The 24,757-nt window shown below is 72.9% G+C and carries 26 protein-coding genes; 13 read left to right on the plus strand and 13 right to left on the minus strand.

What is annotated here, in order from left to right; genetic code table 11:
• Positions 1–68 precede the first annotated feature (68 nt).
• Positions 69–659: an isochorismatase family protein gene (locus IEZ20_RS37165; RefSeq protein WP_189307142.1), complete on the plus strand. Its 591-nt coding sequence runs from the start codon at positions 69–71 to the stop codon at positions 657–659.
• A 165-nt stretch (positions 660–824) separates the two neighbouring features.
• On the opposite strand, the gene glnA is transcribed toward IEZ20_RS37165, so the two are convergent.
• Complete coding sequence (gene glnA / locus IEZ20_RS37170; protein ID WP_189307144.1) at positions 825–2,234, minus strand: type I glutamate--ammonia ligase; 1,410 nt, start codon at positions 2,232–2,234, stop codon at positions 825–827.
• Between the two features lie 210 nt (positions 2,235–2,444).
• Here glnA and IEZ20_RS37175 point away from each other — a divergent pair, with 210 nt between their 5' ends.
• Positions 2,445–2,912 carry an RDD family protein gene (locus IEZ20_RS37175; RefSeq protein WP_189307145.1) on the plus strand — a complete coding sequence of 156 codons (468 nt, stop codon included), beginning with the start codon at positions 2,445–2,447 and terminating at the stop codon, positions 2,910–2,912.
• A gap of 82 nt (positions 2,913–2,994) precedes the next feature.
• Here IEZ20_RS37175 and IEZ20_RS37180 read toward each other — a convergent pair whose 3' ends face one another.
• The gene (locus IEZ20_RS37180) at positions 2,995–4,653 is read right to left on the minus strand and encodes an FAD-dependent oxidoreductase (protein WP_189307147.1); all 1,659 of its coding nucleotides are present in this window, start codon (positions 4,651–4,653) and stop codon (positions 2,995–2,997) included.
• Between the two features lie 191 nt (positions 4,654–4,844).
• Between IEZ20_RS37180 and IEZ20_RS37185 the strand changes: the two genes are divergently transcribed.
• The 7 genes from IEZ20_RS37185 to IEZ20_RS37215 are packed head-to-tail and all read left to right on the plus strand — an operon-like array spanning position 4,845 to position 10,026.
• The gene (locus IEZ20_RS37185) at positions 4,845–5,942 is read left to right on the plus strand and encodes a SchA/CurD-like domain-containing protein (RefSeq protein WP_189307149.1); all 1,098 of its coding nucleotides are present in this window, start codon (positions 4,845–4,847) and stop codon (positions 5,940–5,942) included.
• 59 nt (positions 5,943–6,001) lie between these two features.
• Positions 6,002–6,397, plus strand: a complete 396-nt coding sequence (locus IEZ20_RS37190) for a cupin domain-containing protein (protein WP_189307239.1) — start codon at positions 6,002–6,004, stop codon at positions 6,395–6,397.
• Entirely contained in the window at positions 6,394–7,653 is a 1,260-nt protein-coding gene (locus tag IEZ20_RS37195; protein WP_189307151.1) for a beta-ketoacyl-[acyl-carrier-protein] synthase family protein, read from the plus strand. Before IEZ20_RS37190 ends, IEZ20_RS37195 begins: the two co-directional genes overlap by 4 nt.
• Before the next feature lie 7 nt (positions 7,654–7,660).
• Entirely contained in the window at positions 7,661–8,905 is a 1,245-nt protein-coding gene (locus IEZ20_RS37200) for a beta-ketoacyl synthase N-terminal-like domain-containing protein (protein ID WP_189307153.1), read from the plus strand.
• 40 nt (positions 8,906–8,945) lie between these two features.
• Positions 8,946–9,200, plus strand: coding sequence for an acyl carrier protein (locus IEZ20_RS37205; RefSeq protein ID WP_189307155.1), 255 nt, complete (start codon positions 8,946–8,948; stop codon positions 9,198–9,200).
• A 1-nt stretch (position 9,201) separates the two neighbouring features.
• Positions 9,202–9,681 (plus strand): SRPBCC family protein, encoded by a 480-nt coding sequence (locus tag IEZ20_RS37210; RefSeq protein ID WP_189307157.1) that lies wholly within the window; start codon positions 9,202–9,204, stop codon positions 9,679–9,681.
• A gap of 21 nt (positions 9,682–9,702) precedes the next feature.
• On the plus strand, positions 9,703–10,026 hold the full coding sequence (locus IEZ20_RS37215) for a TcmI family type II polyketide cyclase (protein WP_189307159.1): 324 nt from the start codon (positions 9,703–9,705) through the stop codon (positions 10,024–10,026).
• 126 nt (positions 10,027–10,152) lie between these two features.
• Here IEZ20_RS37215 and IEZ20_RS37220 read toward each other — a convergent pair whose 3' ends face one another.
• The 6 genes from IEZ20_RS37220 to lipB all read right to left on the minus strand — a co-directional run bounded on the left by IEZ20_RS37220 (position 10,153) and on the right by lipB (position 15,639).
• The gene (locus IEZ20_RS37220) at positions 10,153–11,217 is read right to left on the minus strand and encodes a methyltransferase (RefSeq protein WP_229896457.1); all 1,065 of its coding nucleotides are present in this window, start codon (positions 11,215–11,217) and stop codon (positions 10,153–10,155) included.
• 43 nt (positions 11,218–11,260) lie between these two features.
• Positions 11,261–12,385, minus strand: coding sequence for a right-handed parallel beta-helix repeat-containing protein (locus tag IEZ20_RS37225; protein ID WP_189307161.1), 1,125 nt, complete (start codon positions 12,383–12,385; stop codon positions 11,261–11,263).
• Positions 12,386–12,552: 167 nt separating this feature from the next.
• Positions 12,553–13,254: a DUF4191 domain-containing protein gene (locus IEZ20_RS37230; RefSeq protein WP_189307163.1), complete on the minus strand. Its 702-nt coding sequence runs from the start codon at positions 13,252–13,254 to the stop codon at positions 12,553–12,555.
• Between the two features lie 80 nt (positions 13,255–13,334).
• Complete coding sequence (locus tag IEZ20_RS37235) at positions 13,335–13,532, minus strand: SCO2195 family GlnR-regulated protein (RefSeq protein WP_189307165.1); 198 nt, start codon at positions 13,530–13,532, stop codon at positions 13,335–13,337.
• Between the two features lie 229 nt (positions 13,533–13,761).
• Entirely contained in the window at positions 13,762–14,727 is a 966-nt protein-coding gene (gene lipA, locus IEZ20_RS37240) for a lipoyl synthase (protein ID WP_189307167.1), read from the minus strand.
• Between the two features lie 114 nt (positions 14,728–14,841).
• Positions 14,842–15,639 (minus strand): lipoyl(octanoyl) transferase LipB, encoded by a 798-nt coding sequence (lipB, locus tag IEZ20_RS37245; RefSeq protein ID WP_189307169.1) that lies wholly within the window; start codon positions 15,637–15,639, stop codon positions 14,842–14,844.
• Positions 15,640–15,879: 240 nt separating this feature from the next.
• On the opposite strand from lipB, the gene IEZ20_RS37250 reads away from it, so the two are divergent.
• Positions 15,880–17,337 carry an NsdA family TPR-like regulatory protein gene (locus IEZ20_RS37250; RefSeq protein WP_189307171.1) on the plus strand — a complete coding sequence of 486 codons (1,458 nt, stop codon included), beginning with the start codon at positions 15,880–15,882 and terminating at the stop codon, positions 17,335–17,337.
• A gap of 69 nt (positions 17,338–17,406) precedes the next feature.
• On the opposite strand, the gene IEZ20_RS37255 is transcribed toward IEZ20_RS37250, so the two are convergent.
• On the minus strand, positions 17,407–18,771 hold the full coding sequence (locus IEZ20_RS37255; RefSeq protein ID WP_189307173.1) for an NAD(P)/FAD-dependent oxidoreductase: 1,365 nt from the start codon (positions 18,769–18,771) through the stop codon (positions 17,407–17,409).
• A 168-nt stretch (positions 18,772–18,939) separates the two neighbouring features.
• On the minus strand, positions 18,940–19,836 hold the full coding sequence (locus tag IEZ20_RS37260; protein WP_189307175.1) for a TIGR01777 family oxidoreductase: 897 nt from the start codon (positions 19,834–19,836) through the stop codon (positions 18,940–18,942).
• 74 nt (positions 19,837–19,910) lie between these two features.
• Here IEZ20_RS37260 and IEZ20_RS37265 point away from each other — a divergent pair, with 74 nt between their 5' ends.
• The gene (locus IEZ20_RS37265; protein WP_189307178.1) at positions 19,911–20,399 is read left to right on the plus strand and encodes a GNAT family N-acetyltransferase; all 489 of its coding nucleotides are present in this window, start codon (positions 19,911–19,913) and stop codon (positions 20,397–20,399) included.
• A 32-nt stretch (positions 20,400–20,431) separates the two neighbouring features.
• On the opposite strand, the gene IEZ20_RS37270 is transcribed toward IEZ20_RS37265, so the two are convergent.
• Positions 20,432–21,613: a MarP family serine protease gene (locus IEZ20_RS37270; RefSeq protein WP_189307180.1), complete on the minus strand. Its 1,182-nt coding sequence runs from the start codon at positions 21,611–21,613 to the stop codon at positions 20,432–20,434.
• Positions 21,614–21,861: 248 nt separating this feature from the next.
• On the opposite strand from IEZ20_RS37270, the gene IEZ20_RS37275 reads away from it, so the two are divergent.
• A complete protein-coding gene (locus tag IEZ20_RS37275; protein WP_189307182.1) occupies positions 21,862–22,779 on the plus strand; it encodes a TIGR03854 family LLM class F420-dependent oxidoreductase in 918 nt (305 codons plus the stop codon).
• 193 nt (positions 22,780–22,972) lie between these two features.
• Entirely contained in the window at positions 22,973–23,161 is a 189-nt protein-coding gene (locus IEZ20_RS37280; RefSeq protein WP_189307184.1) for a hypothetical protein, read from the plus strand.
• Here the strand turns inward: IEZ20_RS37280 and IEZ20_RS37285 are convergent.
• Both IEZ20_RS37285 and IEZ20_RS37290 read right to left on the minus strand, forming a co-directional pair.
• Positions 23,151–23,669 (minus strand): DUF4240 domain-containing protein, encoded by a 519-nt coding sequence (locus IEZ20_RS37285; RefSeq protein ID WP_189307243.1) that lies wholly within the window; start codon positions 23,667–23,669, stop codon positions 23,151–23,153. The two genes, IEZ20_RS37280 and IEZ20_RS37285, sit on opposite strands and share 11 nt — an antisense overlap.
• A gap of 55 nt (positions 23,670–23,724) precedes the next feature.
• Positions 23,725–24,711, minus strand: coding sequence for a helix-turn-helix transcriptional regulator (locus IEZ20_RS37290; protein WP_189307186.1), 987 nt, complete (start codon positions 24,709–24,711; stop codon positions 23,725–23,727).
• Positions 24,712–24,757 lie beyond the last annotated feature (46 nt).

Genomic DNA, 24,757 nt, shown 5'->3' on the forward strand with positions numbered 1-24,757 from the left:
CCATGCGGGCCCGGCTCCTAGCGTGATCTTCGTACCCACGACACCCACCCACCACGAAAGGGCGTGCCATGCCCACGACGACCCTGCGCGCACTGAACGGCCTCGACCAGACCCCCGCCTCGCTCGCCGACTCCACGCTGATCCTGGTCGACTACCAGAACACCTACACCCGGGGCGTCATGGAGCTGGAGGGCTGGGAGGCCGCCCTCGACGCCGCCGCCGAGCTGCTGGCCCGGGCGCGGGCAGCGGGCGCCCGGGTCGTCCACATCGTCAACGACGGCGGCGAGGGCACCCCCTACGACATCCGCGCCGAGATCGGCCGCATCCACCCCCGCGTGGCCCCGGCCGAGGGCGAGCCCGTCGTCGTCAAGACCGTCCCCGACGCCTTCCGCGGCACCGACCTCGCCGACCACGTGGACGCCGCCGGCCACAAGGACGTCGTGATCGCCGGCTTCATGACCCACATGTGCGTCCTGTTCACCGCCCAGGGCGCCTTCCTCCGCGGCAACCGCCCCACCGTCGTCGCCGCGGCCTCCGCGACCCGCCCCCTGCGCACACCGCTCGGCGAGGTCCCCGCGGCCCAGCTCCACCACAGTGCCCTCGCCATCGTGGAGGACCTCTACGGCGTGGTCGTACCGTCGGCCTCCTCGCTGGACTGACCACGGCCACCCGAAGCACCCGGGGGCTCCGCGGCGGGGCTGGCCCGGAAAGGCCCGGTGACCGGGAGACGGAAAAGCCGTCGGCCGGCTCTCCCGAGGGGAGAGCCGGCCGACGGCCCACAGACGGCCCAGGAGCGCGGAAACCCGCTCTGACCTGGGGCGATATCACACGTCGAAGTACAGCTCGAACTCGTGCGGGTGCGGACGCAGCTGGAGCGGGGCGATCTCGTTGGTGCGCTTGAAGTCGATCCACGTCTCGATCAGGTCGGACGTGAACACGTCGCCCTGGAGGAGGAACTCGTGGTCGGCCTCGAGGGCGTCGAGGACCGCGTTCAGCGAGGTCGGGACCTGGGCGACGTTCGCGTGCTCCTCGGGAGCCAGCTCGTACAGGTCCTTGTCGATCGGCTCGGCCGGCTCGATCTTGTTCTTGATGCCGTCGAGGCCCGCGAGGAGCAGCGCCGAGAAGGCGAGGTACGGGTTGCCGGAGGAGTCGGGCGCGCGGAACTCGACGCGCTTGGCCTTCGGGTTGGAGCCCGTGATCGGGATACGCATCGCGGCGGAGCGGTTGCGCTGCGAGTACACCAGGTTGATCGGCGCCTCGAAGCCCGGCACCAGGCGGTGGTAGGAGTTCACCGTCGGGTTGGTGAAGGCCAGCAGCGACGGAGCGTGCTTGAGGATGCCGCCGATGTAGTAGCGGGCGGTGTCCGACAGGCCCGCGTAACCGGCCTCGTCGTAGAACAGCGGGTCGCCGTTGGCCCACAGCGACTGGTGCACGTGCATGCCGGAGCCGTTGTCACCGAAGATCGGCTTCGGCATGAAGGTCGCGGTCTTGCCGTTGCGCCAGGCGACGTTCTTCACGATGTACTTGAAGAGCTGCAGGTCGTCGGCGGCGGCGAGCAGGGTGTTGAACTTGTAGTTGATCTCCGCCTGGCCGGCGGTGCCCACCTCGTGGTGCTGGCGCTCGACCTTCAGGCCCTGCTTGTCCAGCTCCAGGGAGATCTCGGCGCGCAGGTCGGCGAAGTGGTCGACCGGCGGGACCGGGAAGTAACCGCCCTTGTACCGGACCTTGTACCCGCGGTTGTTCTCCAGGGCGCCGGTGTTCCAGGCACCCGCCTCGGAGTCGATGTGGTAGAAGGACTCGTTCGCCGAGGTGGCGAAGCGGACGGAGTCGAAGACGTAGAACTCGGCCTCGGGGCCGAAGTACGCCGTGTCGGCGATGCCGGTCGACGCCAGGTACGCCTCCGCCTTCTTCGCGACGTTCCGCGGGTCACGGGAGTACTGCTCGCCCGTGATCGGGTCGTGGATGAAGAAGTTGATGTTGAGGGTCTTGTCGCGGCGGAACGGGTCCACACGGGCGGTGGACAGGTCGGCACGCAGAGCCATGTCGGACTCGTGGATGGCCTGGAAACCACGGATCGACGATCCGTCGAAGGCCAGCTCCTCGTCCGGGTCGAACGCCTCAACGGGCACCGTGAAGTGCTGCATGACGCCCGGCAGGTCGCAGAACCGGACGTCGACGAACTTGACGTCCTCGTCCGCGATGAACTTCTTGGCCTCGTCGGCGTTCTGGAACATCCAGCTCCTCCTACTCCCGACCGTCCTCGCCGGGGTGGTAGATCGTTCGTGCGGCCAGTGCGGTGGCACACGCTGGTCTCGACCCTAGGGACGGGTGATTTCTCGGGCGTGACCCGTTTGTTTCGCAGAAGTTAACCGGCCACATGTCCACGGTAGCCCCGGCGCCCCCCTGCGCGTAGTGCCCGAAACCGGGCGCAGTACCGTGGACGGGTGGACAACAGGCAGGCAATCGGATCGTGGCTCTCCGGCCCCCGCGCGGCCATGGAAGAGGCGGGCGCGGACTTCGGATACCGGGGCGAGCAGCTCGGCCTCCCGGAGCACGGACCGAACTCGGTCGCACGGCCGGGACGGCGGCTCGGCGCACTCGCCGTGGACTGGGCGCTGTGCGTCCTGATCGCATACGGCCTGATCACCCACGGCTACAGCCCGGCTACGAGCAACTGGGCGCTCGGCGTCTTCTTCGTCCTGAGCGCCCTGACCGTCGGCACGGTCGGCTTCACCCCGGGCAAGCGCCTCTTCGGCATCCGCGTCGTGGCCCTGGAGACCGGCACGGTCAGCCCGGGGCGCGCCCTGCTGCGCACGGTCCTGCTGTGCCTCGCCGTCCCCGCCCTGGTCTGGGACCGCGACGGCCGCGGCCTGCACGACCGGCTCGCCAGGACGGTCGAGGTACGCATCTGAGCGAAGGGTAGGGACCCGAACGCGTGATCCCGGTGACCCGTACGCGTGATCCCGGTGGCCCGCGCCACCGGGATCACGTGTTTCAGCCTCTCCGCAGCACGGTCGTCACCGCCTGCCGCAGCTCCCCCTCCGCGTCCCCCGCGGCCCCCGCCGCGCGCCACGCCACGAACCCGTCCGGCCGTACCAGCACCGCGCCGTCCGCCGTCGTACCGTGCGCGGCCGCCCAGTCGGTGCCGCCTGCGGGGCCCTCGCCGTCGTAGGTGAGGTCGGCGTCCGGCCCGGTGCCGATCCGGTACGCCTCCAGGCGTACGCCGTCCGAGCCGGCGATGCTCCGGGCGGCGGCGTGCCAGGCCTGCCCCGCGGCCGAGCCCGCGTCGCAGAGCAGCACCAGGGAGCGCTCGTACAGGTCGACCGTGGACAGCCGCTCGCCCGCGCGGCGCAGCCACAGGTGCGGGGCCCGGCTGCCCGGGTCCGCGGTCAGCCGCACCCCGTCGGGCACGACCGGGTGGGCCGGGTCGGCGCCCAGGACCGCGCCCTCCAGATAGCGGTAGGCGAGGACCACCGGGAGGATGCCGCTGCGCGGACCGCCGCCGACGCCGGGCGTGGGGGCGAAGCCGGGGTGGGCGTGCTCCACCGAGCGGGCCGAGGCGCGGGCGCTGGTGGCGAGGGCGACGGGCCGCCGCTCGGTGTCGTAGGTGTCCAGCAGGCCGGGTCCGGCCCAGCCGTCGAGGACGGCGGACAGCTTCCAGGCCAGGTTGTGGGCGTCCTGGATGCCGGTGTTGGAGCCGAAGGCGCCGGTCGGGGACATCTCGTGCGCGGAGTCGCCGGCGAGCAGGACCCGGCCGGCCGAGTACCGCTCGGCGACGCGTTCCGCGGCGCGCCAGGACGCCTTGCCGGTGATCTCGACGTCGAGGTCGGGGACGCCGACGGCCAGCCGGATGTGCCGCTGGAGCCGTTCCTCGGTGAACTCCTCCAGCGTCTCGCCGTGCTCCGGGTGCCAGGGGGCGTGGAAGACCCAGTGCTCCTTGTTGTCGACGGGCAGCAGGGCGCCGTCGGCCTGCGGGTTGGTGAGGTAGCAGCAGATGAAGTGCCGGTCGCCGACCGTGTCGGCGAGCAGCTTGGACCGGAAGGTGACGCTCACGTTGGCGAAGAGGTCCCCGGGTCCGCTCTGCCCGATGCCGAGGCGGCGGCGCACGGGGCTGCGCGGGCCGTCGCACGCGACCAGGTAGTCCGCCCGGACGGTGTACATCGAGTCGCTGTCGCGGTCCCGGACGAACGCCGTCACTCCTTCGGGGTCCTGCTCGAAGCCCTCCATCTCGTGGAAGTAGCGCAGGTCCCCGCCGAGCGCGCGGGCCCCCTTCAGCAGCACCGGTTCGAGATCGTTCTGGCTGCACAGGCACCAGGTCGTGGGGCTGAACTTCGCCAGTCCGCCGCCCGGGTCGATCTCCCTGAACAGCCATTCGCCGGCGTCGCCGACCAGGGTCGGGGTCTGGAGGATGCCGTGGTTGTCCGCGAGCAGCGAGGCCGCCGCCTTGATGTCCGGCTCGACGCCGGCCACCCGGTACAGCTCCATCGTCCGGAGGTTGTTGCCGCGGCCACGTGGGTGGATCGAGGTCCCGGAGTGCCGCTCGACGAGCATGTGCGGTACGCCGAGACGGCCCAGGAACAGGGAGAGGGACAGGCCCACCAGGGAGCCGCCCACGACGAGGACGGGCACCTGGTGATCGGCTTTGTGCTGCATCAAGGCTCCAGAGGCAGGGGTCGGGATGTGAGGCGCGTCGCTCTTTCTGTGCCCTGTGGGACGGGTTTCGCGTGCGCAATCACCCACGTGGTTCACGCGAGTCGCGCACACCGCGGGAAGCGGCACAGGATCAAGAAGCGCTGACGTCGCGTCATCGGCCGCCGGCGTTCGCCTCTGCCCCCGTGAAGGAGATGCGCAGCATGACCACCACCACGTCGGAAAAGATTTCGGCCCCGTCGACGCGTCAGGTGTCGAAACGGGTCTCCCAGTCCGTGTTCGACGGCTCCCGTCTCCGGGTCGTCCTGCTCGTGGACGTCCACGACGGCGCCCAGCAGCAGTTCCTGGAGGCCTACGAGCAACTGTGCAACCAGGTGGCGCAGGTGCCCGGCCATGTCAGCGACCAGCTGTGCCAGTCGATCGAGAATCCCTCCCAATGGCTCATCACCAGCGAGTGGGAGAGCGCCCCGCCGTTCCTCACCTGGGTGAACAGCGAGGAGCACGTCCGGATGGTGGAGCCGCTGCACAGCTGCGTCCGGGACACCCGGTCGCTGCGCTTCCACATCGTCCGGGAGACCGGCGGCGGGGAGGCCGCCGCCTCCGGGGCGCGGCGCCGGCTCCAGGCGTCGCCGCGGATCGGCGACGGAGTGATCCGGCACGCGCTCACCTTCACGGTCAAGCCGGGCAGCGAGGCGCAGGTCAAGCGGATCCTCGCCGACTACGCCTCGCCCCGGGCGAAGGTCGACGAGACCACCCGGCTGTGCCGGACCTCGCTGTTCATGCACGGCAACCGGGTCGTGCGGGCCATCGAGGTGCGCGGCGACCTGCTCGCGGCGCTGCGGCACGTCGCCCGGCAGCCGGAGGTGCGGGCCGTCGAGGAGGCCATCAACCCCTACCTGGAGCAGGAGCGGGACCTGAACGACCAGGAGTCGGCGCGGGTGTTCTTCACCCGGGCGGCGCTGCCGGCCGTGCACCACGTCACCGCGGACGAACTCACCGAGGGCGAGCGCAGGGCGCTGTACTACCCGGCCCGCCCGGGCGACGGGATGCAGCTGGCGGAACTGCTCGCCCAGCAGGACGAGGCGGCGGCGGCGGACCCGGACAGCCCGGTCCTGCGCAGCACGATCTTCCAGCGCGACGACGTCGTCGTACGGCTGGTCGACGTAGCCCCCGGCCCCGGAGGCCGGGCCGTGCTGCCGGAGCCCGGGCGGCAGAGCGCGCTGAGCGCTCTGCTGGACGGCGAGCCCGTCGGCATGGACCTCGTCACCGACCGCCGCTCGCCCGACGCCTGACCCGGCAGGGCCAGTACACCCAACGGAGGAACGCCGTGATCAAACCCCTTCCGAAGATCATCGATCTCAGCGAGATCGAGCCCAACACCCGGCGCGGCGGCGATCTGCGCGCCATGCTCACCCCGGCGACGGTGGGCTCCACCAGCGGCTTCATGGGCGTGGCCATCGTGCAGCCCGGCGACCGCATCGGGGAGCACTACCACCCCTACTCCGAGGAGTTCGTGTACGTCCTCTGCGGCCAGCTGGAGGTCGACCTGGACGGCGAGCCGCACCCGCTGCGGCCCGAGCAGGGGCTGATGATCCCCATCAACATGCGGCACCGGTTCCGCAACGTGGGCAACGTGGAGGCGCGGATCGTCTTCCACCTGGGCCCGCTGGCCCCCCGGCCGGCCCTCGGCCACGTCGACACGGAGGAGACACCCGTCGCCGCCGAGCGGGAACAGGTCCGCTCATGAACCGGCGCGTGGCGGTCACCGGCATAGGCGTCGTCGCCCCCGGCGGGATCGGCGTACCGGCGTTCTGGGAGCTGCTCGCCGAAGGCCGTACCGCGACGCGGGGCATCACGTTCTTCGACCCGACCGGGCTGAGGTCCCGGATCGCCGCCGAGTGCGATTTCGACCCCGCCGCCCACGGCCTGGACGCCGAGCAGGTCGAACGGGCGGACCGGTACATACAGTTCGCCCTGGTCGCCGGCGAGGAGGCGGTCCGGGACTCCGGTCTCGACCTCGGCCGGGAGGACCCCTGGCGGGTCGGTGTCTCCCTGGGCACCGCCGTCGGCGGCACCACCCGGCTGGAGCACGACTACGTCCTGGTCAGCCACCGGGGCCAGCGCTGGGACGTCGACCACACCGAGGCGGAGCCGCAGCTGCACCGGGCGTTCTCGCCGAGCACCGTGGCCTCCGCGGTGGCGGAGCGTTTCGGAGCCCGGGGTCCGGTGCAGACCGTCTCCACCGGCTGCACCTCCGGACTGGACGCCGTCGGCTACGCCTTCCACACCGTCCAGGAAGGCCGGGCCGACATATGCATCGCGGGGGCGTCGGACTCCCCGATCTCCCCGATCACCATGGCCTGCTTCGACGCGATCAAGGCCACGTCCCCGAACAACGACGACCCCGCGCACGCCTCCCGGCCCTTCGACAACAACCGTGACGGCTTCGTCATGGGCGAGGGCGGCGCGGTGCTCGTCCTGGAGGAACTGGAACACGCCCGGGCCCGCGGTGCCCACGTGTACTGCGAGTTCGGCGGCTACGCCACCTTCGGCAACGCCTACCACATGACCGGCCTGACCAAGGAGGGCCTGGAGATGGCGCGGGCCATCGACACCGCCCTCCACCAGGCGCGGCTCGACCCCACGGCGATCGACTACGTCAACGCGCACGGCTCCGGCACCCGGCAGAACGACCGCCACGAGACGGCGGCCGTGAAGCGGGCGCTCGGCCGCCACGCCTACGACACCCCGATGAGCTCCATCAAGTCCATGGTGGGGCACTCCCTCGGGGCGATCGGCGCCATCGAGCTGGTCGCCTGTGTGCTGGCACTCGCCAAGCAGGTCGTCCCGCCGACCGCGAACTACGAGATCCCCGACCCCGAGTGCGACCTGGACTACGTCCCGCGCGTCGCCCGCGAACGGAAGCTGACCAGCGTGCTGTCCGTGGGCAGCGGGTTCGGAGGCTTCCAGTCCGCGGTGATCCTGACCCGGCCGAGGGAGTGAGGACACGATGAGCGAACCGCAGGACCGGCAGGCGGCCATCACCGGCATCGGTGTGGTCGCGCCCAACGGCACCACCACCGGCACCTTCTGGAAGGCCACCCAGGAGGGCCTCAGCGTCCTCGACCGGGTCACCCGCGAGGGCTGTGAGCACCTTCCCCTCAAGGTGGCCGGTGAGGTCCGCGCCTTCGACCCGGCGGCGACGATCGAGGAGCGCTTCCTCGTCCAGACCGACCGGTTCACGCACTACGCCATGGCCGCGGCCGACTTCGCGCTGGACGACGCCCGGATCGGGCCGGCCAGCGTGCCCGACGCGCCCTACTCCATCGGCGTGGTCACCGCGGCCGGCTCCGGCGGCGGTGAGTTCGGCCAGCGCGAACTGCAGCAGCTGTGGGGCAAGGGCAGCCGGTTCGTCGGGCCGTACCAGTCCATCGCCTGGTTCTACGCCGCGAGCACCGGCCAGGTGTCCATCCGCCGCGGCTTCAAGGGACCCTGCTCGGTCGTCGCCTCCGACGAGGCCGGCGGCCTGGACGCCCTCGCCCACGCGGCCCGGGCGGTACGGCGCGGCACCGACGTGATCGTGGCCGGCTCCACCGAGGCGCCGCTCGCGCCGTACTCGATGGTCTGCCAGCTCGGCTACGAGGAACTGAGCCGCGAGACGGACCCGTCCCGGGCGTACCGCCCGTTCACGGACGGGGCCTGCGGGTTCGTGCCCGCCGAGGGCGGCGGGATGCTCGTGGTGGAGGCCGCGGGCACCGCCTCGGCCCGCGGCGCCCGCATCCGGGCCTACGTGGCCGGACACGGGGCCACCTTCACCGGCGCCTCCCGCTGGGCGGACTCCCGCGACGGTCTGGCCCACGCCGTCCGGCAGGCCCTGCGGGAGGCCGACTGCGCCCCGGAGGAGATCGACGTGGTCTTCGCCGACGCCCTCGGCGTCCCGGAGGCGGACCGGGCCGAGGCGCTGGCCCTGGCCGACGCCCTCGGCGAGCACGGCACCCGGGTCCCGGTCACCGCGCCGAAGACCGGGTTCGGCCGGGGCTACTGCGCGGCCCCCGTACTGGACACCGCGGCGGCCGTGCTCGCGATGGAGCACGGACTGATCCCGCCGACGCCGAACGTCTTCGACGTCTGCCACGACCTCGACCTCGTCACCGGCCGGGCCCGCGCCGCCGAACTGCGGACGGCGCTGGTCCTCAGCCGCGGACTCATGGGGTCGAACTCGGCGCTGGTGCTGCGACGCGGCACCGCGCAGTGAGTCCAGAAAAGGCAGTGAGCACAGAGAAGGAGGAAGCACCATGCCCGAGATCACCGTCGAAGAACTCGCCGCGCTGATGAAGAAGGCCGCCGGGGTCACCGTGAGCCCGGACCAGCTCAAGGAGAAGCCGGACACCGGGTTCGACGTCCTCGGCGTCGACTCGCTCGGCCTGCTCGGCATCGTCGGCGAGCTGGAGAACACGCACGGCACCCCGATGCCGGTCGACGCGGAACGCTGCAAGACACCCCAGCAGTTCCTCAACCTCGTCAACAGCACCCTCATGGCAGGAGCCTGACATGGCAGGACACACCCAGAACGAGATCACCATCGCCGCCCCGCTGGACCTGGTCTGGGACATGACCAACGACCTGGAACGCTGGCCGCAGCTGTTCAGCGAGTACGCGTCGGTGGAGATCCTCAAGCGGGAGGGCGAGAAGACGACCTTCCGGCTCACCATGCACCCGGACGAGAACGGCACGGTCTGGAGCTGGGTCTCCGAGCGCGAGCCGGACCGCGCCACCCGCACCGTCAAGGCGCGCCGGGTGGAGACCGGACCCTTCGCCCACATGAACATCCACTGGCGGTACGAGGAGGTCCCCGCCGGCACCCGGATGGTCTGGACGCAGGACTTCGAGATGAAGCCGGACGCGCCCGTCGACGACGACTGGATGACCGACAACATCAACAGCAACTCCAAGATCCAGCTGGAGCTGATCCGGGAGAAGATCGAGAAGGCGGCATCCGGTCACCGGCCCGCCACGGCCATCGCCGACTGAGCCGGACGACAGGAGACGACCGTGCACCAGGCCCTGATCGTCGCCCGCATGGCCCCGGGCTCCGCCCCCGACATCGCCAAGGTGTTCGCGGAGTCCGACCGGGGAGAGCTGCCGCACCTCGTCGGTGTCGTCCGGCGCAGCCTCTTCCAGTTCGGCGATGTGTACATGCACCTCATCGAGTCCGACCGGGAGCCCGGACCGGCCATCGCCAAGATCACCTCCCACCCCGAGTTCCGGGAGGTCAGCGAGCGGCTTTCGGCGTACGTCAGCGCGTACGACCCGGAGACCTGGCGGTCCCCGAAGGACGCCATGGCCGAGCGCTTCTACCTGTGGGAGCGCGACTGAGCGCTCCGCCGGGAAAGCCGCGACGGGGTTGCCGGCCGTCCGCGGCCGCGTCGTGGCCGGTCGTGCTCGCGCGGCGGAGCCGCACATCGAGTGAGCCCCGCGCCCCTCGGGGCGCGGGGGAGCCGCTTACGCGGGGACGATGCAGTCGAACGCGTGCAGGAACGGGTTCACCGGCTGGATCTCACCGACGGCCAGGCCCGCCGCCTCCAGCCGGCCGACCATGCTGTCGGTCGTGTGCTTGGCCCCGCCGACGTTCAGGAGCAGCAGCAGGTCCATCGCGGTGCTGAACCGCATCGAGGGGGTGTCGTCCACCAGGTTCTCGATGACGATCACCCGGGTGCCGGGGCCGCCCGCCTCGACGACGTTGCGCAGCAGTCGGGCCGTGCTCTCGTCGTCCCACTCCAGGATGTTCTTGATGATGTAGGCGTCGGCCTCGACGGGGACCGCCTCCCGGACGTCACCGGGCACGATCCGCACCCGGTCGGCGAGGTCGCCGCCCTCGCGCAGCCGGGGCAGGGCGTTCTCCACCACGCGGGGCAGGTCGAGCAGGCTGCCCTGCATCGCCGGGTACTTGTCCAGCAGGCTCGCCACCACGTGCCCCTGGCCGCCGCCGATGTCCGCGACCGAGCGGCTGCCGGACAGGTCCAGCAGGGCCGCCACCTCCCGCGCCGACTGCTCGCTGGAGCGGGTCATCGCGCGGTTGAAGACGTCCGCGGACTCGGGGGCGTCCTCGTTGAGGTAGGCGAAGAACTCCTTGCCGTAGAGGTCCTCCACGACGTTCCGGCCGGTGCGCACCGCCTGGTCCAGCAGGGGCCAGGCGTCCCAGGTCCACGGCTCGGTGCACCACATGGCGATGGCCCGCAGGCTGTTCGGGTCGTCCTCGCGCAGCAGCCGGGACATCTCCGTGTGGGTGAACGTTCCGTCGGGCCGCTCGGCGAAGACGCCGTAGCAGGACAGGGCGCGCAGCAGCCGGCGCAGCGGACGCGGCTCGCTGTGCACCGCCGCCGCCAGGGTCTCCACGGTCATGGGGGCGTCCCCGAGCGCGTCGGCGACGCCCAGCCGGGCGGCGGCGCGGACCGCGGCGGAGCAGGCCGCCCCGAACGCCAGTTCGCGCAGTCGCATCGACGGGGGAGGGGAGGGGGGTGTCCCCGGCTCCGCGGGAGCCGAGGGCGCGCGGGATGGTGCGGTCATGTGCCGCCTTCCTTCCTTGCGTGGATCGGGTACGGCCGTCCGGTCAGCACAGGCCCGCGGGCTTGGAGGCCCGGCAGGCGTTGCCGCTGAAGGCGTTGCCGCTCTTGGCGGTCTCCTGGTTGACGAGGTCCGCCGGGGAGTTGTCCGCCAGCCGGTTGCCGGTGATCCGGTTCTTCTCGCTGGGGGCGCCGACGAAGCTCTTGAACAGGACGATGCCGCCCGACAGCGGGGACCTGCCCTGGTGGCCGGTGACCCGGTTCCGTGTGACCAGGGCGTTCTCGGTGCCGGTCAGCACGATGCCGGAGCCCTTCAGATAGGGCAGCCGGGCGGTCTTCGGGCAGTACTTGTTGTTCTGCACGACCAGGTTGTCGCTGACGGTGAGGGCGCCGGCCCGCGGCTTGTTCTCGTCGCCGACGACGAACACGCCGGCGCAGTTGCCGGTGACGTAGTTGCGCGTGACGGCGAGGTTGCGCAGGCGGCGGACGGTGATGCCGATCCGGTTGTCCTGCAGGCGGTTGTGGTCGACCACGGCGCCCTTGCTGTCCGTGGCGCCCTGCTCGGCCTTGACGTTGTTGGCGAGGAACAGCCCCGCGTCCCCGTTGCCCAGGGCGGTGTTGTTCCGGAACACCCCTCGGGTGGAGTGTTCCTGGGCGATGCCCCACTGGCCGTTGCGCTCGGCGATGACACGCTTCACGGTCAGCCGGTCGGTGCCCATGGAGAACAGGCCGCTCCTGGCGAAGCCGGTCACCTTCAGGTCGGAGACGGTGACGCCCTTCAGGGGCTTGTTCCTGCCCCCGACGACGCAGATGCCGTTGCCGTCCGAAAGACAGGTGACGGCTGCCTTCTTGCCGGTCTTCGTGCCGGTCTTCTTGGCGGTCTTCTTGCCGTGCGGGGCGGGCTTGGTCTTCTTCTTGGAGGGCTGGATCACGGTGCCGGGGCCGGCGCCGCGCAGGGTCAGGCCCGCCGTCTTCACCGTGACGCTCTCGCGGTAGGTGCCGGCGAGCACGAACACCGTGTCGCCGGCCTTGGCGGCGTTGACCGCCTTCTGGATCGACTCACCCGGGTGCACCACGAGGGTCCGGTGGGCGGCCGACGCCGGGGTGGTGCCGGTGAACGCGCCGACGAGGGCCGTGGTGCACGCCAGGTACGCAATGTGTCGTTTTGTCACATGCCGAGGCTAGGAGCGCATGACCCGATTACCGGGCGGATACTCCGTTGGGCGGCGTGTCAGGGAGCGCCGTGACCCCATAGAGACGCGGGCGGGGCCGCACCGAGAGGCGGCTCCGCCCGCGTGGGCGCGACCGGCCGCGACGGTGCCGCGGCCGGACGACGGGGTCAGCGTCCCCGCGGACCGCCCTTGGGAAGCTTCATCCCCTTGGGCATGGGGCCCTTCGGCAGCGGCATGTTGCTCATCAGGTCGCCCATGGCCCGCAGCCGGTCGTTGGTGGCGGTCACCTGGGGGCCGGTGAGCACGCGCGGCAGCTTCAGCATGGTGGTGCGGAGCTTCTTCAGCTCGACCTGGCCCTCGCCGGTGCCGACGATCAGGTCGTGCACGGGCACGTCCGCGACGATGCGGTTCATCTTCTTCTTCTCGGCGGCCAGCAGGCTCTTCACCCGGTTCGGGTTGCCCTCGGCGACCAGCACGATGCCCGCCTTGCCGACCGCGCGGTGCACCACGTCCTGGCTGCGGTTCATCGCCACGGCCGGCGTCGTCGTCCAGCCCCGGCCGACGTTGTCCAGCACGGCCGCGGCGGCGCCCGGCTGCCCCTCCATCTGACCGAAGGCGGCCCGCTCGGCCCGGCGGCCGAACACGATCGCCGTCGCCAGCAGGGCGATCAGCAGGCCGAAGATGCCCAGGTAGACCGGGTGACCGATCAGGAAGCCGATCGCGAGGAAGACACCGAGGGTGCCGATGCCGACGGCCGCGAGTACAAGACCGATCTTCGAGTCGGCCTTGCGGGTCATCTTGTACGTGAGGGCGATCTGCTTCAGTCGCCCTGCGTTCGCGGCGTCCGCCGCGGTTTCCTTCCTCGCCATGCCACGAAGTCTACGTGTCCCCCGGGAGTGCGGACGACGGCAGTGCCCGGCGGGGGAGCCGGGGCGGCGGCGCCCGGGCGTCAGGAGCGGCCGGCGGCCTGCTGCAGGAACCGCTCGGCCTCGACCCGGTCCTTGGCGCGGCGGCGGTCCTCCAGGACGGAGGTCCAGGCGTTGCGGCGGGCGGTGCGCTGTCCGGCGCTCATGAGCAGGGACTCGACGGCGCGGAGGGCGTCGGTGAAGGACGGGATGGCGGTGGCACGTACGGGTGCGGCCTGCATGAGCGAGGTCCCCCCTCGGAGCAGTGGTGATAAGGGGCGTGATACCAGAGTCACTGTTTGGTGTTACCAGGGCGTGACCGGCCGGTCAAACGCCCGTGAAGCCTTGTCGGGGCGCGGCCGAACGGCGACGCGGCCCCGGCGCCGCCCTCATCAGCGAGGACGGGCGGGACCGCGTCGACTCGGCCATTACTGGCCGGTAAGTGCTTGTGCGTGAATTCACACGCTCGGCTCACACCGCCTGGGCGGCGACGTAGGTGCCACGCTTCTCGATCGCCATCTGGTACAGCCGCCCGGCGCGGTAGGAGGACCGCACCAGCGGGCCGGACATCACGCCGGAGAAGCCGATCTGCTCGGCCTCCTCCTTCAGCTCCACGAACTCGTGCGGCTTCACCCAGCGCTCCACCGGGTGGTGCCGGACGGACGGGCGCAGGTACTGGGTGATGGTGACGAGCTCGCAGCCCGCGTCGTGCAGCTGCTTCAGCGCCTCGCTGACCTCCTCGCGGGTCTCGCCCATGCCGAGGATCAGGTTCGACTTGGTGACCAGGCCGTAGTCGCGGGCCTCGGTGATCACCTTCAGCGAGCGCTCGTAGCGGAAGCCGGGGCGGATCCGCTTGAAGATCCGCGGGACCGTCTCGACGTTGTGCGCGAAGACCTCCGGACGGGAGGCGAAGACCTCCGCCAGCTGCTCCGGGACCGCGTTGAAGTCGGGGGCCAGCAGCTCGACCTTGGTGCGGCCGCCCTCGCGGTCCGCCGTCTGCTGGTGGATCTGGCGCACGGTCTCGGCGTACAGCCAGGCGCCGCCGTCCTCCAGGTCGTCGCGGGCGACGCCGGTGATGGTGGCGTAGTTCAGGTCCATGGTGACCACGGACTCGCCGACGCGGCGCGGCTCGTCGCGGTCGAGCGCCTCGGGCTTGCCGGTGTCGATCTGGCAGAAGTCACAGCGCCGGGTGCACTGGTCGCCGCCGATGAGGAAGGTCGCCTCGCGGTCCTCCCAGCACTCGTAGATGTTCGGGCAGCCGGCTTCCTGGCACACCGTGTGCAGCCCCTCGCTCTTCACGAGGTTCTGCATCTTCGAGTACTCGGGGCCCATTTTCGCCCGGGTCTTGATCCACTCGGGCTTGCGCTCGATGGGGGTCTGGCTGTTGCGGACCTCCAGGCGCAGCATCTTGCGTCCGTCGGGTGAGACTGCGGACACGTCGGCTCCCTGTGACTTCGATTCTTCGGCGCACACCAGGGTACGCCCGTACTGTTCGCGCCCTGCCGCTGAGGCCAACCCCGCAGTCGCAGGGCGCATTCCCCCCACGGACGATCAGGCGGACGCCGTCTCGATCACCCGCGGCTTCAGCTCGGCGTTCTCCAGGATGTCCCGCAGGTGCTTCTCGATCACCGGCAGGACCTCCTCGATGGTGACGTCCCGGCCCAGCTCGCCCGCGAGGGAGGCGACGCCCGCGTCCCGGATGCCGCACGGGATGATCCGGTCGAACCACTTCATGTCGGGGTGCACGTTGAACGAGAAGCCGTGCATGGTGACGCCCTTGGCCACCCGGATGCCGATCTGGGCGATCTTGCGGTCCTCCCGGCGCTGGCCCGCGTTGGAGGGGGCGTACTCGGGGCCGTTCAGCCGGGGGTCGAACTCCTCGTCCTGCAGCCGCGGGTCGAAGTCCAGGGAGAGCCCGCCGAGCTTCGGCCGCTGCTCGACCGGGTCGCCGAGCACCCACACCCCGCTGCGTCCCTCGACCCGGGTGGTCTCCAGGCCGAACTCGGCGCAGGTGCGGATGATCGCCTCCTCCAGCCGCCGCACGTGCGCGACCACGTCCACCGGGCGGGGGAGCTTCTGGATCGGGTAGCCCACGAGCTGGCCCGGGCCGTGCCAGGTGATCTTGCCGCCGCGGTCCACGTCGATGACCGGGGTTCCGTCCAGCGGGCGCTCACTGTCCTCGGTGCGCCGGCCGGCGGTGTACACCGGGGGGTGCTCCAGCAGGATCACGGTGTCCGGGACCTCGTCGGCGAACCGGGCCGCGTGCACCCGGCGCTGCTCTTCCCAGGCCCGCTGGTACTCGACGGCATCCGCTCCGAAGCCCATGCGGACGAACCGCAACTCACTCACGGCAAGCGCCTCCCTCGGCGATGGGTGTGTCAGGCATGTATCGCGCCCACGCCACTGTACGTCCGACCGGTGTACGTCAGCCCTGCGGGCGTTCCTCACACGATCGGATGAATGCCCGGGGAAGTATGCGACCGTCTGCTCACTCTCCGCTACATTCGCGCCGTTCGTGAGGCCATAAGGGCTGCTCAAAGGCAATCCGGGCACGTCGACAGGCCCGGAAGGCAGGAGACCGCACCGCAGATGACGGACCGACCCGCGCAGCGCACCCCCAACCGCCAGCTCGCCGCGCTCATCGCAGAAGCGGGGTTCTCCAACGCGGGTCTGGCCCGTCGCGTCGACCAGCTCGGCCTGGAGCACGGGCTGGACCTCAGATACGACAAGACATCGGTCACCCGCTGGCTGCGCGGACAGCAGCCGCGCGGGACGACCCCGGCCCTCATCGCCGAGGTGTTCACCCGCCGGCTCGGACGCCGGCTCACCGCGCAGGACCTCGGCCTGGACGCCTGCGCGCCGGTGTACGCGGGGCTGGAGTTCGCGGCCACCCCGGAGGAGGCCGTCGACATCGTCAGCGGGCTGTGGCGCAAGGACTCCGGCAGCCACGCCGAACTGCGCAAGATCGCGTTCACCCCGGCCGGGCTCGTGGTGCCCAGCCGGGACTGGCTGATCGGCAAGGCCGACGACCGGGTGGCCCGCGAACCGGCCCCCCGGGTGCCGCCGCAGGGCCGGCCCGGCGCGGCCAGGCCCCAGCCGCTGCTGCCGCCCCGGGTGCGCGGGCATGCCGAGCGTGCCGCCGGGCACAAGGTCACCGGCGGTGACATCGCCGCGCTGCACTCGGTCGGCGAGCTGTTCCGCACCCTCGACGACCGCTTCGGCGGCGGCCACGCCCGGCAGGCGCTGGTGCGCTACCTGGAGCACGAGTGCGAGCCGATGCTCCGCGGCTCCTACGACGAGCAGACCGGCCGCCGGCTGTTCGGCGCCGCCGCCGACCTGACCCGGCTCGCGGGCTGGACCTCGTACGACATCGCCGCGCACGGGCTCGCCCAGCGCTACTTCGTCCAGGCCCTGCGGCTCGCCCAGGCGGCCGGTGACCGGGCCTACGGCTCCTACGTCCTGGTGACCATGAGCCGCCAGGCCGTCTACCTCGGCCACGGCAGGGAGGCCGTGCAGCTGGCGCGGGTCGCCCAGCAGGGCGTCGGCACGGGCGCCGTGCCGGTCGTCCAGGCGCTGCTGCACGCGTCCGAGGCGCGGGCGCACGCCGTCCTGGGCGAGGTGCGGGCGTGCACCGCGGCGCTGGTGCGGGCCGAGCGCGCCCTGGAGGCGGCCCGGCCGGGGGACGAGGTGCCGTACTGGGCCGTGTTCTTCGACGAGGCACAGCTCGCCGACGAGTTCGGCCACTGCCACCGCGACCTCCAGCAGTTCCGGGCCGCCGTGCAGCACGCCGAGCGGTCGCTCCAGCTGCGGGCGCCGATCCATGCCCGCAGCCGGCTGTTCTGCCGGATCGTCCTCGCCACGGCCCGGCTCGGCCTCGGCGAACTCGACCAGGCGTGCGCGCTGGCGGCGGAGGCGGCGGGACAGGCCGCGGAGATGCGGTCGGCTCGCGCCGTGGAGTACGTGAAGGACTTCGAGCGCCGGCTGGAGCCCTACCGGGACGCGGCGCCGGTGAGGGTGTACCGGGAGAAGGTGGCGGCGCTGGGGTAGTCCCGGTGGTTCGCCGGGTGCCGCGCCGACGGGGCCGGGCGCGCGGTTCCCCGCGCCCCTTCGGTCGCGCTACGCCGCCTTCGGCATCGTCGGGGCCGGGTCCGCGCTGTGCATCGAGCCCGTCGCGCCCAGGTCCGCCAGGATCGCTGACGCGGCGCGGTGGGCCGAATGCAGGGCGCCCTGGACGGTGCTGGTGTCGCGGTGGTCGCCGCAGACGTAGAGACCGGCCAGGAGGCGTACCGGGCGGCGCAGGTCGTGCGGGGGGCGCATGGCCGGGACCGCCTCGGGGGTGTGGTGGACGGCCAGCGTCTCCCAGCGGCGCGTGGAGGTGCCGTAGAGGCGGGAGAGGTGGATGCGGACCGCCGTGTCCACCCCTTCCGGCGGGGTGCCCAGCACCGTGGAGGAGATCAGGACGCGGCCGGCCGGCGCCCGGCTCGGGTCCACGTTGCTGAGGACGGCCGTGTGGGCGACCGGTCCGCCCCGGTCGGCGTCCAGCAGCAGCGAGCTGCCCGTGGCGAAGACCGCCGCCGGGTCGTCGGTGGTGTGGTGGACGACCGTCACCGGGTGGAAGTCCGGCACCCGCAGCCCCGGCAGCAGCTCGGCCGCGGCCCGCGCGTCCGTCGCCAGCAGCACCGCGCGGCAGCGGATCTCCCCGTGCTCGGCGGTGGCCACGGAGGTCGTGGAGACCGAGGTGACCCGCACCCCGGTGTGCACGGTGCCCGGCGGCAGCGCCCGTGCCAGCAGCACCGGCAGCGTCTCCGCGCCGCCCTCCGGCACGCACAGCCGGCCGCTCGCGAAGGCGTGCAGCGCCAGGTCGGCGCACCTGCTGGACGTGGTCAGCCCCGGGTCGCACAGCAGCGCGGCCAGCAGCGGGCGCAGGAAGCCGTCGACGGTGCGGGGCGGCACCCCGCGCCGGGCGAGCGCCTGGGCGGCCGGCATCTCGGGGCGGGCCAGGACGCGTTCGACGGGGGTCGCCGCGATCCGGCCGAGCGCGGCGCCCAGCCGGGCCTGGTCCACCGCGCCGCCCACCGGCGCGGCGGGCGTGGCCGCCGTACTCCGGGGGGCGCCGGCGAGGGCGCGCACCACATGGAGTGCGCCCCGTGCGCCCCGTGCGCTACCGCCGGCCGCCGGCGCGCCCGCGCGCTGGGTGCGGCCGTCGCGGTGCAGCAGGACGCCGGGCGCGAAGCGGCGCAGGGTCAGGGCGTCCAGGCCCGGGGAGAGGCGGAGTTCGGGATAGGACGTGGACAGCAGCTGCCCGATGCGGTCGAGCCGGAAGCCGTCGACCTTCTCGGTCGACATGCGGCCGCCGACGTAGGGGGCGGCCTCCAGGACCGCGGTGGTGATTCCTGCACTGGTCAGCCGGTGGGCCGCCGAGAGACCGGCGATTCCGGCTCCCACGATGACGACGTCCACCTGGTACGCGGGCTCAAGCACGAGGCCCCTCCTGTGGTTGCGCGGCCGGTGGAGACGTCATGCCCCCAACAGGCGCCACGGATACCCGAGTTCGGGTCGAGGGTAGGGCCGTGATCGGTCAGGAGCAGTCGCGCATCAACAGGGCACGGTCGCATGGAGGTCGCATACGGTCACTTCCGTTCGCCGGTGTCACCCGGCCGCGCGGATCGCCTCGTCGATACCCGGGAACGCGAACCGGAACCCCGACTCCAGCAGCCGCCTCGGCACCACCCGCTGGCTGCCCAGTACGTCCCCGGCCATCTCCCCGAGCGCCGCCCGCAGCACCGGGGCCGGCACCGCGCACACCGCCGGCCGGTGCAGCACCCGGCCCATCGCCGCGGTGATCTCGGCGTTGGTCAGCGGCTGGGGAGCGGTCAGGTTGAAGGGACCGAAGAGGCCGTCGTGGTCGATGAGATGCCGGAGCGCGGCCACCTCGTCGTGCAGCGCGATGTACGACCAGTACTGCCGCCCGTCGCCCAGCCTGCCCCCGAGCCCCGCCCGGAACAGCGGGAACAGCCGCCCCCAGGCCCCGCCGCCCCGGGCCACCACCAGGCCCGTGCGGGCGAACACCGTCCGCACCCCCGCCTCCTCGGCGGGTGCCGCCGCCTCCTCCCACTCCACGCACAGCCCGGCCAGGAAGCCGTCGCCCGGCGGCGCCTCCTCGTCCACCACCCGGTCGCCCGTGTCGCCGTAGAAGCCGATCGCGCTGCCGTTCACGAACACCCGCGGCGGGCGCGGCAGCGCGGCCACCGCCTCGGCCAGCGCGGCCGTGCCCAGCACCCTGCTGTCCCGCATGACCCGCTTGTACTCGGGAGTCCAGCGCCGGTCGCCCACCCCGGCCCCCGCCAGGTTGACCACCGCGTCGCACCCGGCCAGCCCGGCCGCGTCGACGTCACCCCGCTCCGGGTCCCAGCGGACCTCGTCCGCGCCCCGGGGTGCCCGGCGCACCAGCCGTACCACCTCGTGCCCGTCCGCGGTCAGGGACCGCACCAGGGCGCTGCCGATGAGACCGGACGCGCCGGCCACCGCGATGCGTGATCGTTCCATGCTCCCAGCATGACCGCACGGGCGGCCGGCAACCCGTTGGGGCCGCCGGAACCGCGCGCCGTAGGGTGATCGTCATGCCCGAGCCGTCCATACGCATCGCCCAGGCCGCCGACGAGGAAGAACTCGCCGTCCTCGACCGGGACACCTGGTCCACCCTGCACGCCGTGGCCCCCCGGCCGCAGCCGCCGTACCCGCCGTTCTTCGACGAGCGGCACCGGCCGGAGGACTTCCTCGTCGCCGAGTCCGGCGGACGCGTCCTCGGCTACATCCGCCTCGCCCACCCCACCCCGCTCGCCTCCAACGCGCACGTCCTGGCGATCCAGGGGTTCGCCGTCGCCGACGACGCACGCGGGCGGGGCGTCGGGCGCGCGCTCATCCGGGCCGCCGTCGCCGAGGCGCGACGGCGCGGGGCGCGCCGCCTCACCCTGCGCGTGCTCGGGCACAACACCCCGGCCCGCACCCTGTACGCCTCCGAGGGGTTCGCCGTCGAGGGCGTGCTGCCGGAGGAGTTCCTCATCGACGGCCGGTACGTCGACGACGTGTGCATGGGCCGCGGACTGTAGGCCCGCCGCCCCCGGGAACCGGGCGGCACCGGCTAGGAGTCGACCAGCGCGCCCGTGTCCACCCGTGCCGTCGCCGTCGCCGCGTGCCGGGCGTCGTCCGCCACCTCGGCCGCCGTCAGCGCGTACCCCGTCTCGGCGTCCGAGGTGGACCGGGCGAAGATCATCCCGAACACCCGGCCGTCCGTGGTCAGCAGCGGCCCGCCGGAGTTGCCCGGCCGGACCGTGGAGCGGACCGGATAGATCTCCCGGGTGACCGTGCGGTCGTCGTAGATGTTCCGGCCGGTCGCCCGGACCCGGCTCCCCACCGTCGCCGCCTGCAGGTCCAGCGCCCCGTTCTGCGGGTAGCCCGCGACCACGGCCGGGTCCCCGCGCGCGGCACCCGGGTCGAACCGCAGCACCGGCGCCCGCAGCTCCGGCACGTACAGCACCGCCACGTCCCGGTCCGGGTCGAAGAGCACCACCCGCGCCGGGTACGACGGCCCGACCCCGCCGACCCGCACGCCCGGGCCGTCGATGCCGGCCACCACGTGCGCGTTGGTCATGACCCGCTGCGGTGCGTACACGAACCCGCTGCCCTCACGGCCCTCCCCGCCCGCGGTCCCCTCGATCTTCACCGAGCTGAGCCGGGCCGCGCGGGCCGCCGCCGGGGTGACGCTGTCCCCGGTCGGCCGGGGCACCTGGGCCGTCGACTCGTTCTCGAACGGGTTGAACACCTGCGGGAAGCCCGCCTCGGCCAGCGCGGAGGTGGCCCGCGAGAACCACGCGGGCGTGGTCTGCGGCATCGTCTGCTGCACCGCGCCGAGCAGTGTCGAGTTCCGTATCGCCGCCGTCAGGGGCTGCGACGGGGCCGCGCTCAGCACGCTCGCCGCCACCCAGGCCACGACGAGCACCGCGACCGAGTTCGCCGCCGCGCCCCCCACCCCGTCCGCCACCCGGAGCGGGCCCCGGTCCAGCTCCCCGCGCAGCCGCAGCGCCAGCCGGCCCGCCAGCTCGTGCCCGACCACCCCCGGCAGCAGCAGCGTCCCCACCGCGAGCACCGTCGCCGCCGTGCCCCGCTCCACCTGGCCCGTCACCCACGGCAGCAGCCACACGCCGACCGCCGCGCCGCCCACGAACCCGGCCAGCGAGACACAGCCGGCCACCAGCCCGCGCCGGTATCCGGACACCGCGTAGACGACGATCAGCAGCACGAGCAGCAGGTCCAGCAGGTCCACGGAGCCGCCTTTCTCTCGGACCCCTCAGTACGGACGGGATCGGTCCGCTGATCAGCACGCGGCCTGGGGCGGCCACCGGGCGACAGAACCGGTCACGTACGTGTGTACCCCCAGGAACGACCCGGACCAGGACGATGGTTCCACCAGGCGACACAACGCACATCACGGGACGCACGGGGCGGCCGGCTGCCTGCTGCTCTTCGACGGACTGCTGGCGCGCGGGGCCGTCCGGTGCTGGGATGGCCGGTATGAAGATCCGTATCGGTGTGGGGGACGTCCCGGAGCGGGGCGCGTCCGGCGGCCTGGCCGAACTGCCCGGATTACTGGCCGACCTGGAAGAGCTGGGGTGCGACTCGGTGTGGTTCTCGGACCTGGTCTCGGCACCCGGGGCGGTCGATCCGCTGGTCGGCATCGGCTACGCGGCCGGGCTCACCACGAGGCTGAAGCTGGGCACGAGCGTGGTGGTCCTGCCCGGGCGGAACCCGGCGGTGGTGGCGGCACAACTGGCGAGCCTGGCCGCGCTGGCCCCGCGCCGTGTCCTGCCGGTCTTCGGGGTCCGCCCGGCCCTGCGGGCCGACCGGACGGTGTTCGCCGTGCCGGACGGGCGCCGCGCCGAGGTGTTCGACGAGGCGCTGCAGGTGGTGCGGGCCCTGCTGACCGAGCCGGTCGTCACCCACGAGGGCCGCTTCTTCCGGCTGGCCGGGGCCTCGGTCGCGCCGCTGCCGGCCCGGCCCCCGGACCTGTGGCTGAGCGGGCGGGTCCCCGCGGCGCTGGACCGGGTCGGACGGCTCGGCGACGGCTGGCTCGGCAGCAACGTCACCCCGGCCGAGGCGGAGGTCTGCCGGGACCGGATCGTCCGCGCCGCCGACCGTGCGGGCCGGACGATCGAGGAGGACCACTACGGCACCCACCTGACGATCGTGCCGGACGACGCCGACGAGCGGGCGGTGGACGCCCTGCTGGCGCGTCTGCACCGGGACCGTCCCGACGTCGCCGATCCGCGCACCCTGCTGTGCTGGGGCTGGGACGGCGCACGCGAACGGCTGCGCCGGCTCGTCGGCGCCGGCCTGTCGAAGTTCGTGGTGCGCCCGGTAGGCCCGGTGCCGTCCCGCCGCGCCTTCCTGGAAGCGCTCACGACCGAACTGCTGCCGCTCGAGAACCACTGAGCCAGGACGGCCCGCCGCGCACACGGAGCGGGGCCGGGGCCGTCGCCGGCGCGGCCGAGGGAACCCGGCAGCCGGCGCCCCCGCCCGGCCCCGCCCCCGCCCACAGCCGCGCCACAGGCGACACGCAGCCCGTGCCCGGGCCCGCGTCCTACGGTCGGGCAGGACAGCGCAGGCGACCGGAGGCGGGGACAGGATGAGCGGCACGGACAGCCGTCGGGGCGCAGCCGCGTCACGGCGCGGTGGACGCAGACCGGCCGGCCGCGGGCCCTGGGCGGTGCTGTGCGCGGCCCTGACCGTTCTCCTGGGCCCGGCCGCGGTCACCGCGTCCGCCCTCGACCAGGCCAACGCGGCCCCGATGCACCACCCCGGCATCACCCCCTGAACCGCTCCCACAGGCGGGGGTACCGCTGCGCCAGTGCCCGGTCGTCCTCCAGGTCCAGCGGGGTGCCCTCCGGTTCGGCGGGCGCCGGGGCGATGCCCAGGTCGGGGGCGACGGTGCCGGTCAGCTGCTCGTACGCCTCGTCCGCCGCGTACCCCAGTTCCTCGCCGTCGCCGTCGACCTCCCCGTCGAACTCGCCCAGCAGCCCGGCCAGCGCGTCCGGCTCGTGCAGGGCGCCCTCGAAGACCTCCCGGCCCTGGCCGATCAGCCAGCACCGGAAGAAGTCGAACGCGTCGTCGCTGCACCCGTCCAGCAGCAGCCAGGCCGCGCCCCACAGGTCCCAGCGATAGGCGCGGTTGTAGCGGGCCTCGAAGTGACGGGCGAAGTCCAGCACCAGCTCGGGGTCCAGCTGGAGCAGCCGTTCCAGGAGCGCGTCGGCCTGCTCCTCCGGGTCGCCCTCGGCGGCCTCCCGGCTGGAGTCGATCAGCTCCCAGAACTCCGTCTCGTCCATCACGGAACCAGCATCGGGCCTCGGCCGGTGGGCCGCACGCGGAGTCGGGGGGATCTCACCGGCCCTCCGTACGGCGGTACAGCGCGGCGACCCGGGCCGCGTCCGCCGCGAACCGCTCCCGCAGACCCTCCGGAGCCAGCACCTCCGCCTCCGCGCCCAGCGCCGTCAGCTGGCCGTGCGCGACCTCCTCCGACTCCACGGGCAGCGTCACCGTCACCCATCCCTCGGCATCCGGCTCGCCAGGGCTCCGCAGCGCCTCCCGCGCGCCGAGCGGATCCACGGCGTACGGCAGCCGGCGCACGCCCTCCGGGGACAGCCGTACGACCACCTCCGCCCGCAGGATCGACCGGGCGAACCGCTCGGCCTGCTCCGCCCAGAAGCCGGGCAGGTCGAAGTCCGGGTCGCGGTCGAAGCGTTCGCCGAGAACGTCGACGTCGTCGAACCGGTCGATCCGGTACGTCCGGAAGGAGCCGCTTCCCGCCACCCGCGCGCACAGGTACCAGACCCCCGCCTTCAGCACGAGCCCGTACGGCTCCAGCAGCCGCTCCACCGCCGTCTCCCCGCGCCGGTACACCGCGCCGACCCGCCGGTCGTCCCACACCGCCTCGGCGAGCACCGGCAGCAGCGCGGGCGCCTCCGGCTCCCGGAACCAGGCGGGCGCGTCCAGGTGGAACCGCTGCGCGGCCGTGTCCGGCGCGTCCCGCAGCGAGGGCAGCAGCGCGGCGGACACCTTCAGCCGGGCCGCCGAGGCCGCGTCCTCGAGCCCCATCTCCCTGAGCGCCCCCGGCACCCCGCTCAGGAACAGCGCCTCGGCCTCGCTCCGGGCCAGCCCGGTCAGCCGCGTCCGGTACCCCCCGACCAGCCGGTACCCGCCGACCCGCCCCCGCTCCGCGTACACCGGCACCCCCGCCTCCGACAGCGCCTGCGCGTCCCGCGTCACGGTGCGCTCCGACACCTCCAGCTCCCGCGCCAGCTCGGCCGCCGTCATGGCGGGCCGGGACTGGAGGAGCAGAACCATCTTGATGAGACGAGCGGCGCGCATGCGCACATCATGCAAGAGGCCCCCGCCGAAGCGGGGGCCTCCTCAG

The organism is Streptomyces cinerochromogenes (assembly GCF_014648635.1).
In the GTDB taxonomy this organism is placed as follows: domain Bacteria; phylum Actinomycetota; class Actinomycetes; order Streptomycetales; family Streptomycetaceae; genus Streptomyces; species Streptomyces cinerochromogenes.

What these genes read in the sequence shown, in the direction of transcription:
- IEZ20_RS37210 (WP_189307157.1), top strand. Translation starts at nt 9,202, where the DNA reads ATGGCAGGACACACCCAGAACGAGATCACCATCGCCGCCCCGCTGGAC.
- IEZ20_RS37285 (WP_189307243.1), bottom strand. Translation starts at nt 23,669, where the DNA reads ATGGACGAGACGGAGTTCTGGGAGCTGATCGACTCCAGCCGGGAGGCC.
- IEZ20_RS37185 (WP_189307149.1), top strand. Translation starts at nt 4,845, where the DNA reads ATGCGCAGCATGACCACCACCACGTCGGAAAAGATTTCGGCCCCGTCG.
- IEZ20_RS37180 (WP_189307147.1), bottom strand. Translation starts at nt 4,653, where the DNA reads ATGCAGCACAAAGCCGATCACCAGGTGCCCGTCCTCGTCGTGGGCGGC.
- IEZ20_RS37260 (WP_189307175.1), bottom strand. Translation starts at nt 19,836, where the DNA reads ATGGAACGATCACGCATCGCGGTGGCCGGCGCGTCCGGTCTCATCGGC.
- IEZ20_RS37165 (WP_189307142.1), top strand. Translation starts at nt 69, where the DNA reads ATGCCCACGACGACCCTGCGCGCACTGAACGGCCTCGACCAGACCCCC.
- IEZ20_RS37205 (WP_189307155.1), top strand. Translation starts at nt 8,946, where the DNA reads ATGCCCGAGATCACCGTCGAAGAACTCGCCGCGCTGATGAAGAAGGCC.
- IEZ20_RS37195 (WP_189307151.1), top strand. Translation starts at nt 6,394, where the DNA reads ATGAACCGGCGCGTGGCGGTCACCGGCATAGGCGTCGTCGCCCCCGGC.
- IEZ20_RS37280 (WP_189307184.1), top strand. Translation starts at nt 22,973, where the DNA reads ATGAGCGGCACGGACAGCCGTCGGGGCGCAGCCGCGTCACGGCGCGGT.
- IEZ20_RS37275 (WP_189307182.1), top strand. Translation starts at nt 21,862, where the DNA reads ATGAAGATCCGTATCGGTGTGGGGGACGTCCCGGAGCGGGGCGCGTCC.
- IEZ20_RS37230 (WP_189307163.1), bottom strand. Translation starts at nt 13,254, where the DNA reads ATGGCGAGGAAGGAAACCGCGGCGGACGCCGCGAACGCAGGGCGACTG.
- IEZ20_RS37290 (WP_189307186.1), bottom strand. Translation starts at nt 24,711, where the DNA reads ATGCGCGCCGCTCGTCTCATCAAGATGGTTCTGCTCCTCCAGTCCCGG.
- IEZ20_RS37200 (WP_189307153.1), top strand. Translation starts at nt 7,661, where the DNA reads ATGAGCGAACCGCAGGACCGGCAGGCGGCCATCACCGGCATCGGTGTG.
- glnA (WP_189307144.1), bottom strand. Translation starts at nt 2,234, where the DNA reads ATGTTCCAGAACGCCGACGAGGCCAAGAAGTTCATCGCGGACGAGGAC.
- IEZ20_RS37235 (WP_189307165.1), bottom strand. Translation starts at nt 13,532, where the DNA reads ATGCAGGCCGCACCCGTACGTGCCACCGCCATCCCGTCCTTCACCGAC.
- IEZ20_RS37265 (WP_189307178.1), top strand. Translation starts at nt 19,911, where the DNA reads ATGCCCGAGCCGTCCATACGCATCGCCCAGGCCGCCGACGAGGAAGAA.
- IEZ20_RS37220 (WP_229896457.1), bottom strand. Translation starts at nt 11,217, where the DNA reads ATGACCGCACCATCCCGCGCGCCCTCGGCTCCCGCGGAGCCGGGGACA.
- IEZ20_RS37250 (WP_189307171.1), top strand. Translation starts at nt 15,880, where the DNA reads ATGACGGACCGACCCGCGCAGCGCACCCCCAACCGCCAGCTCGCCGCG.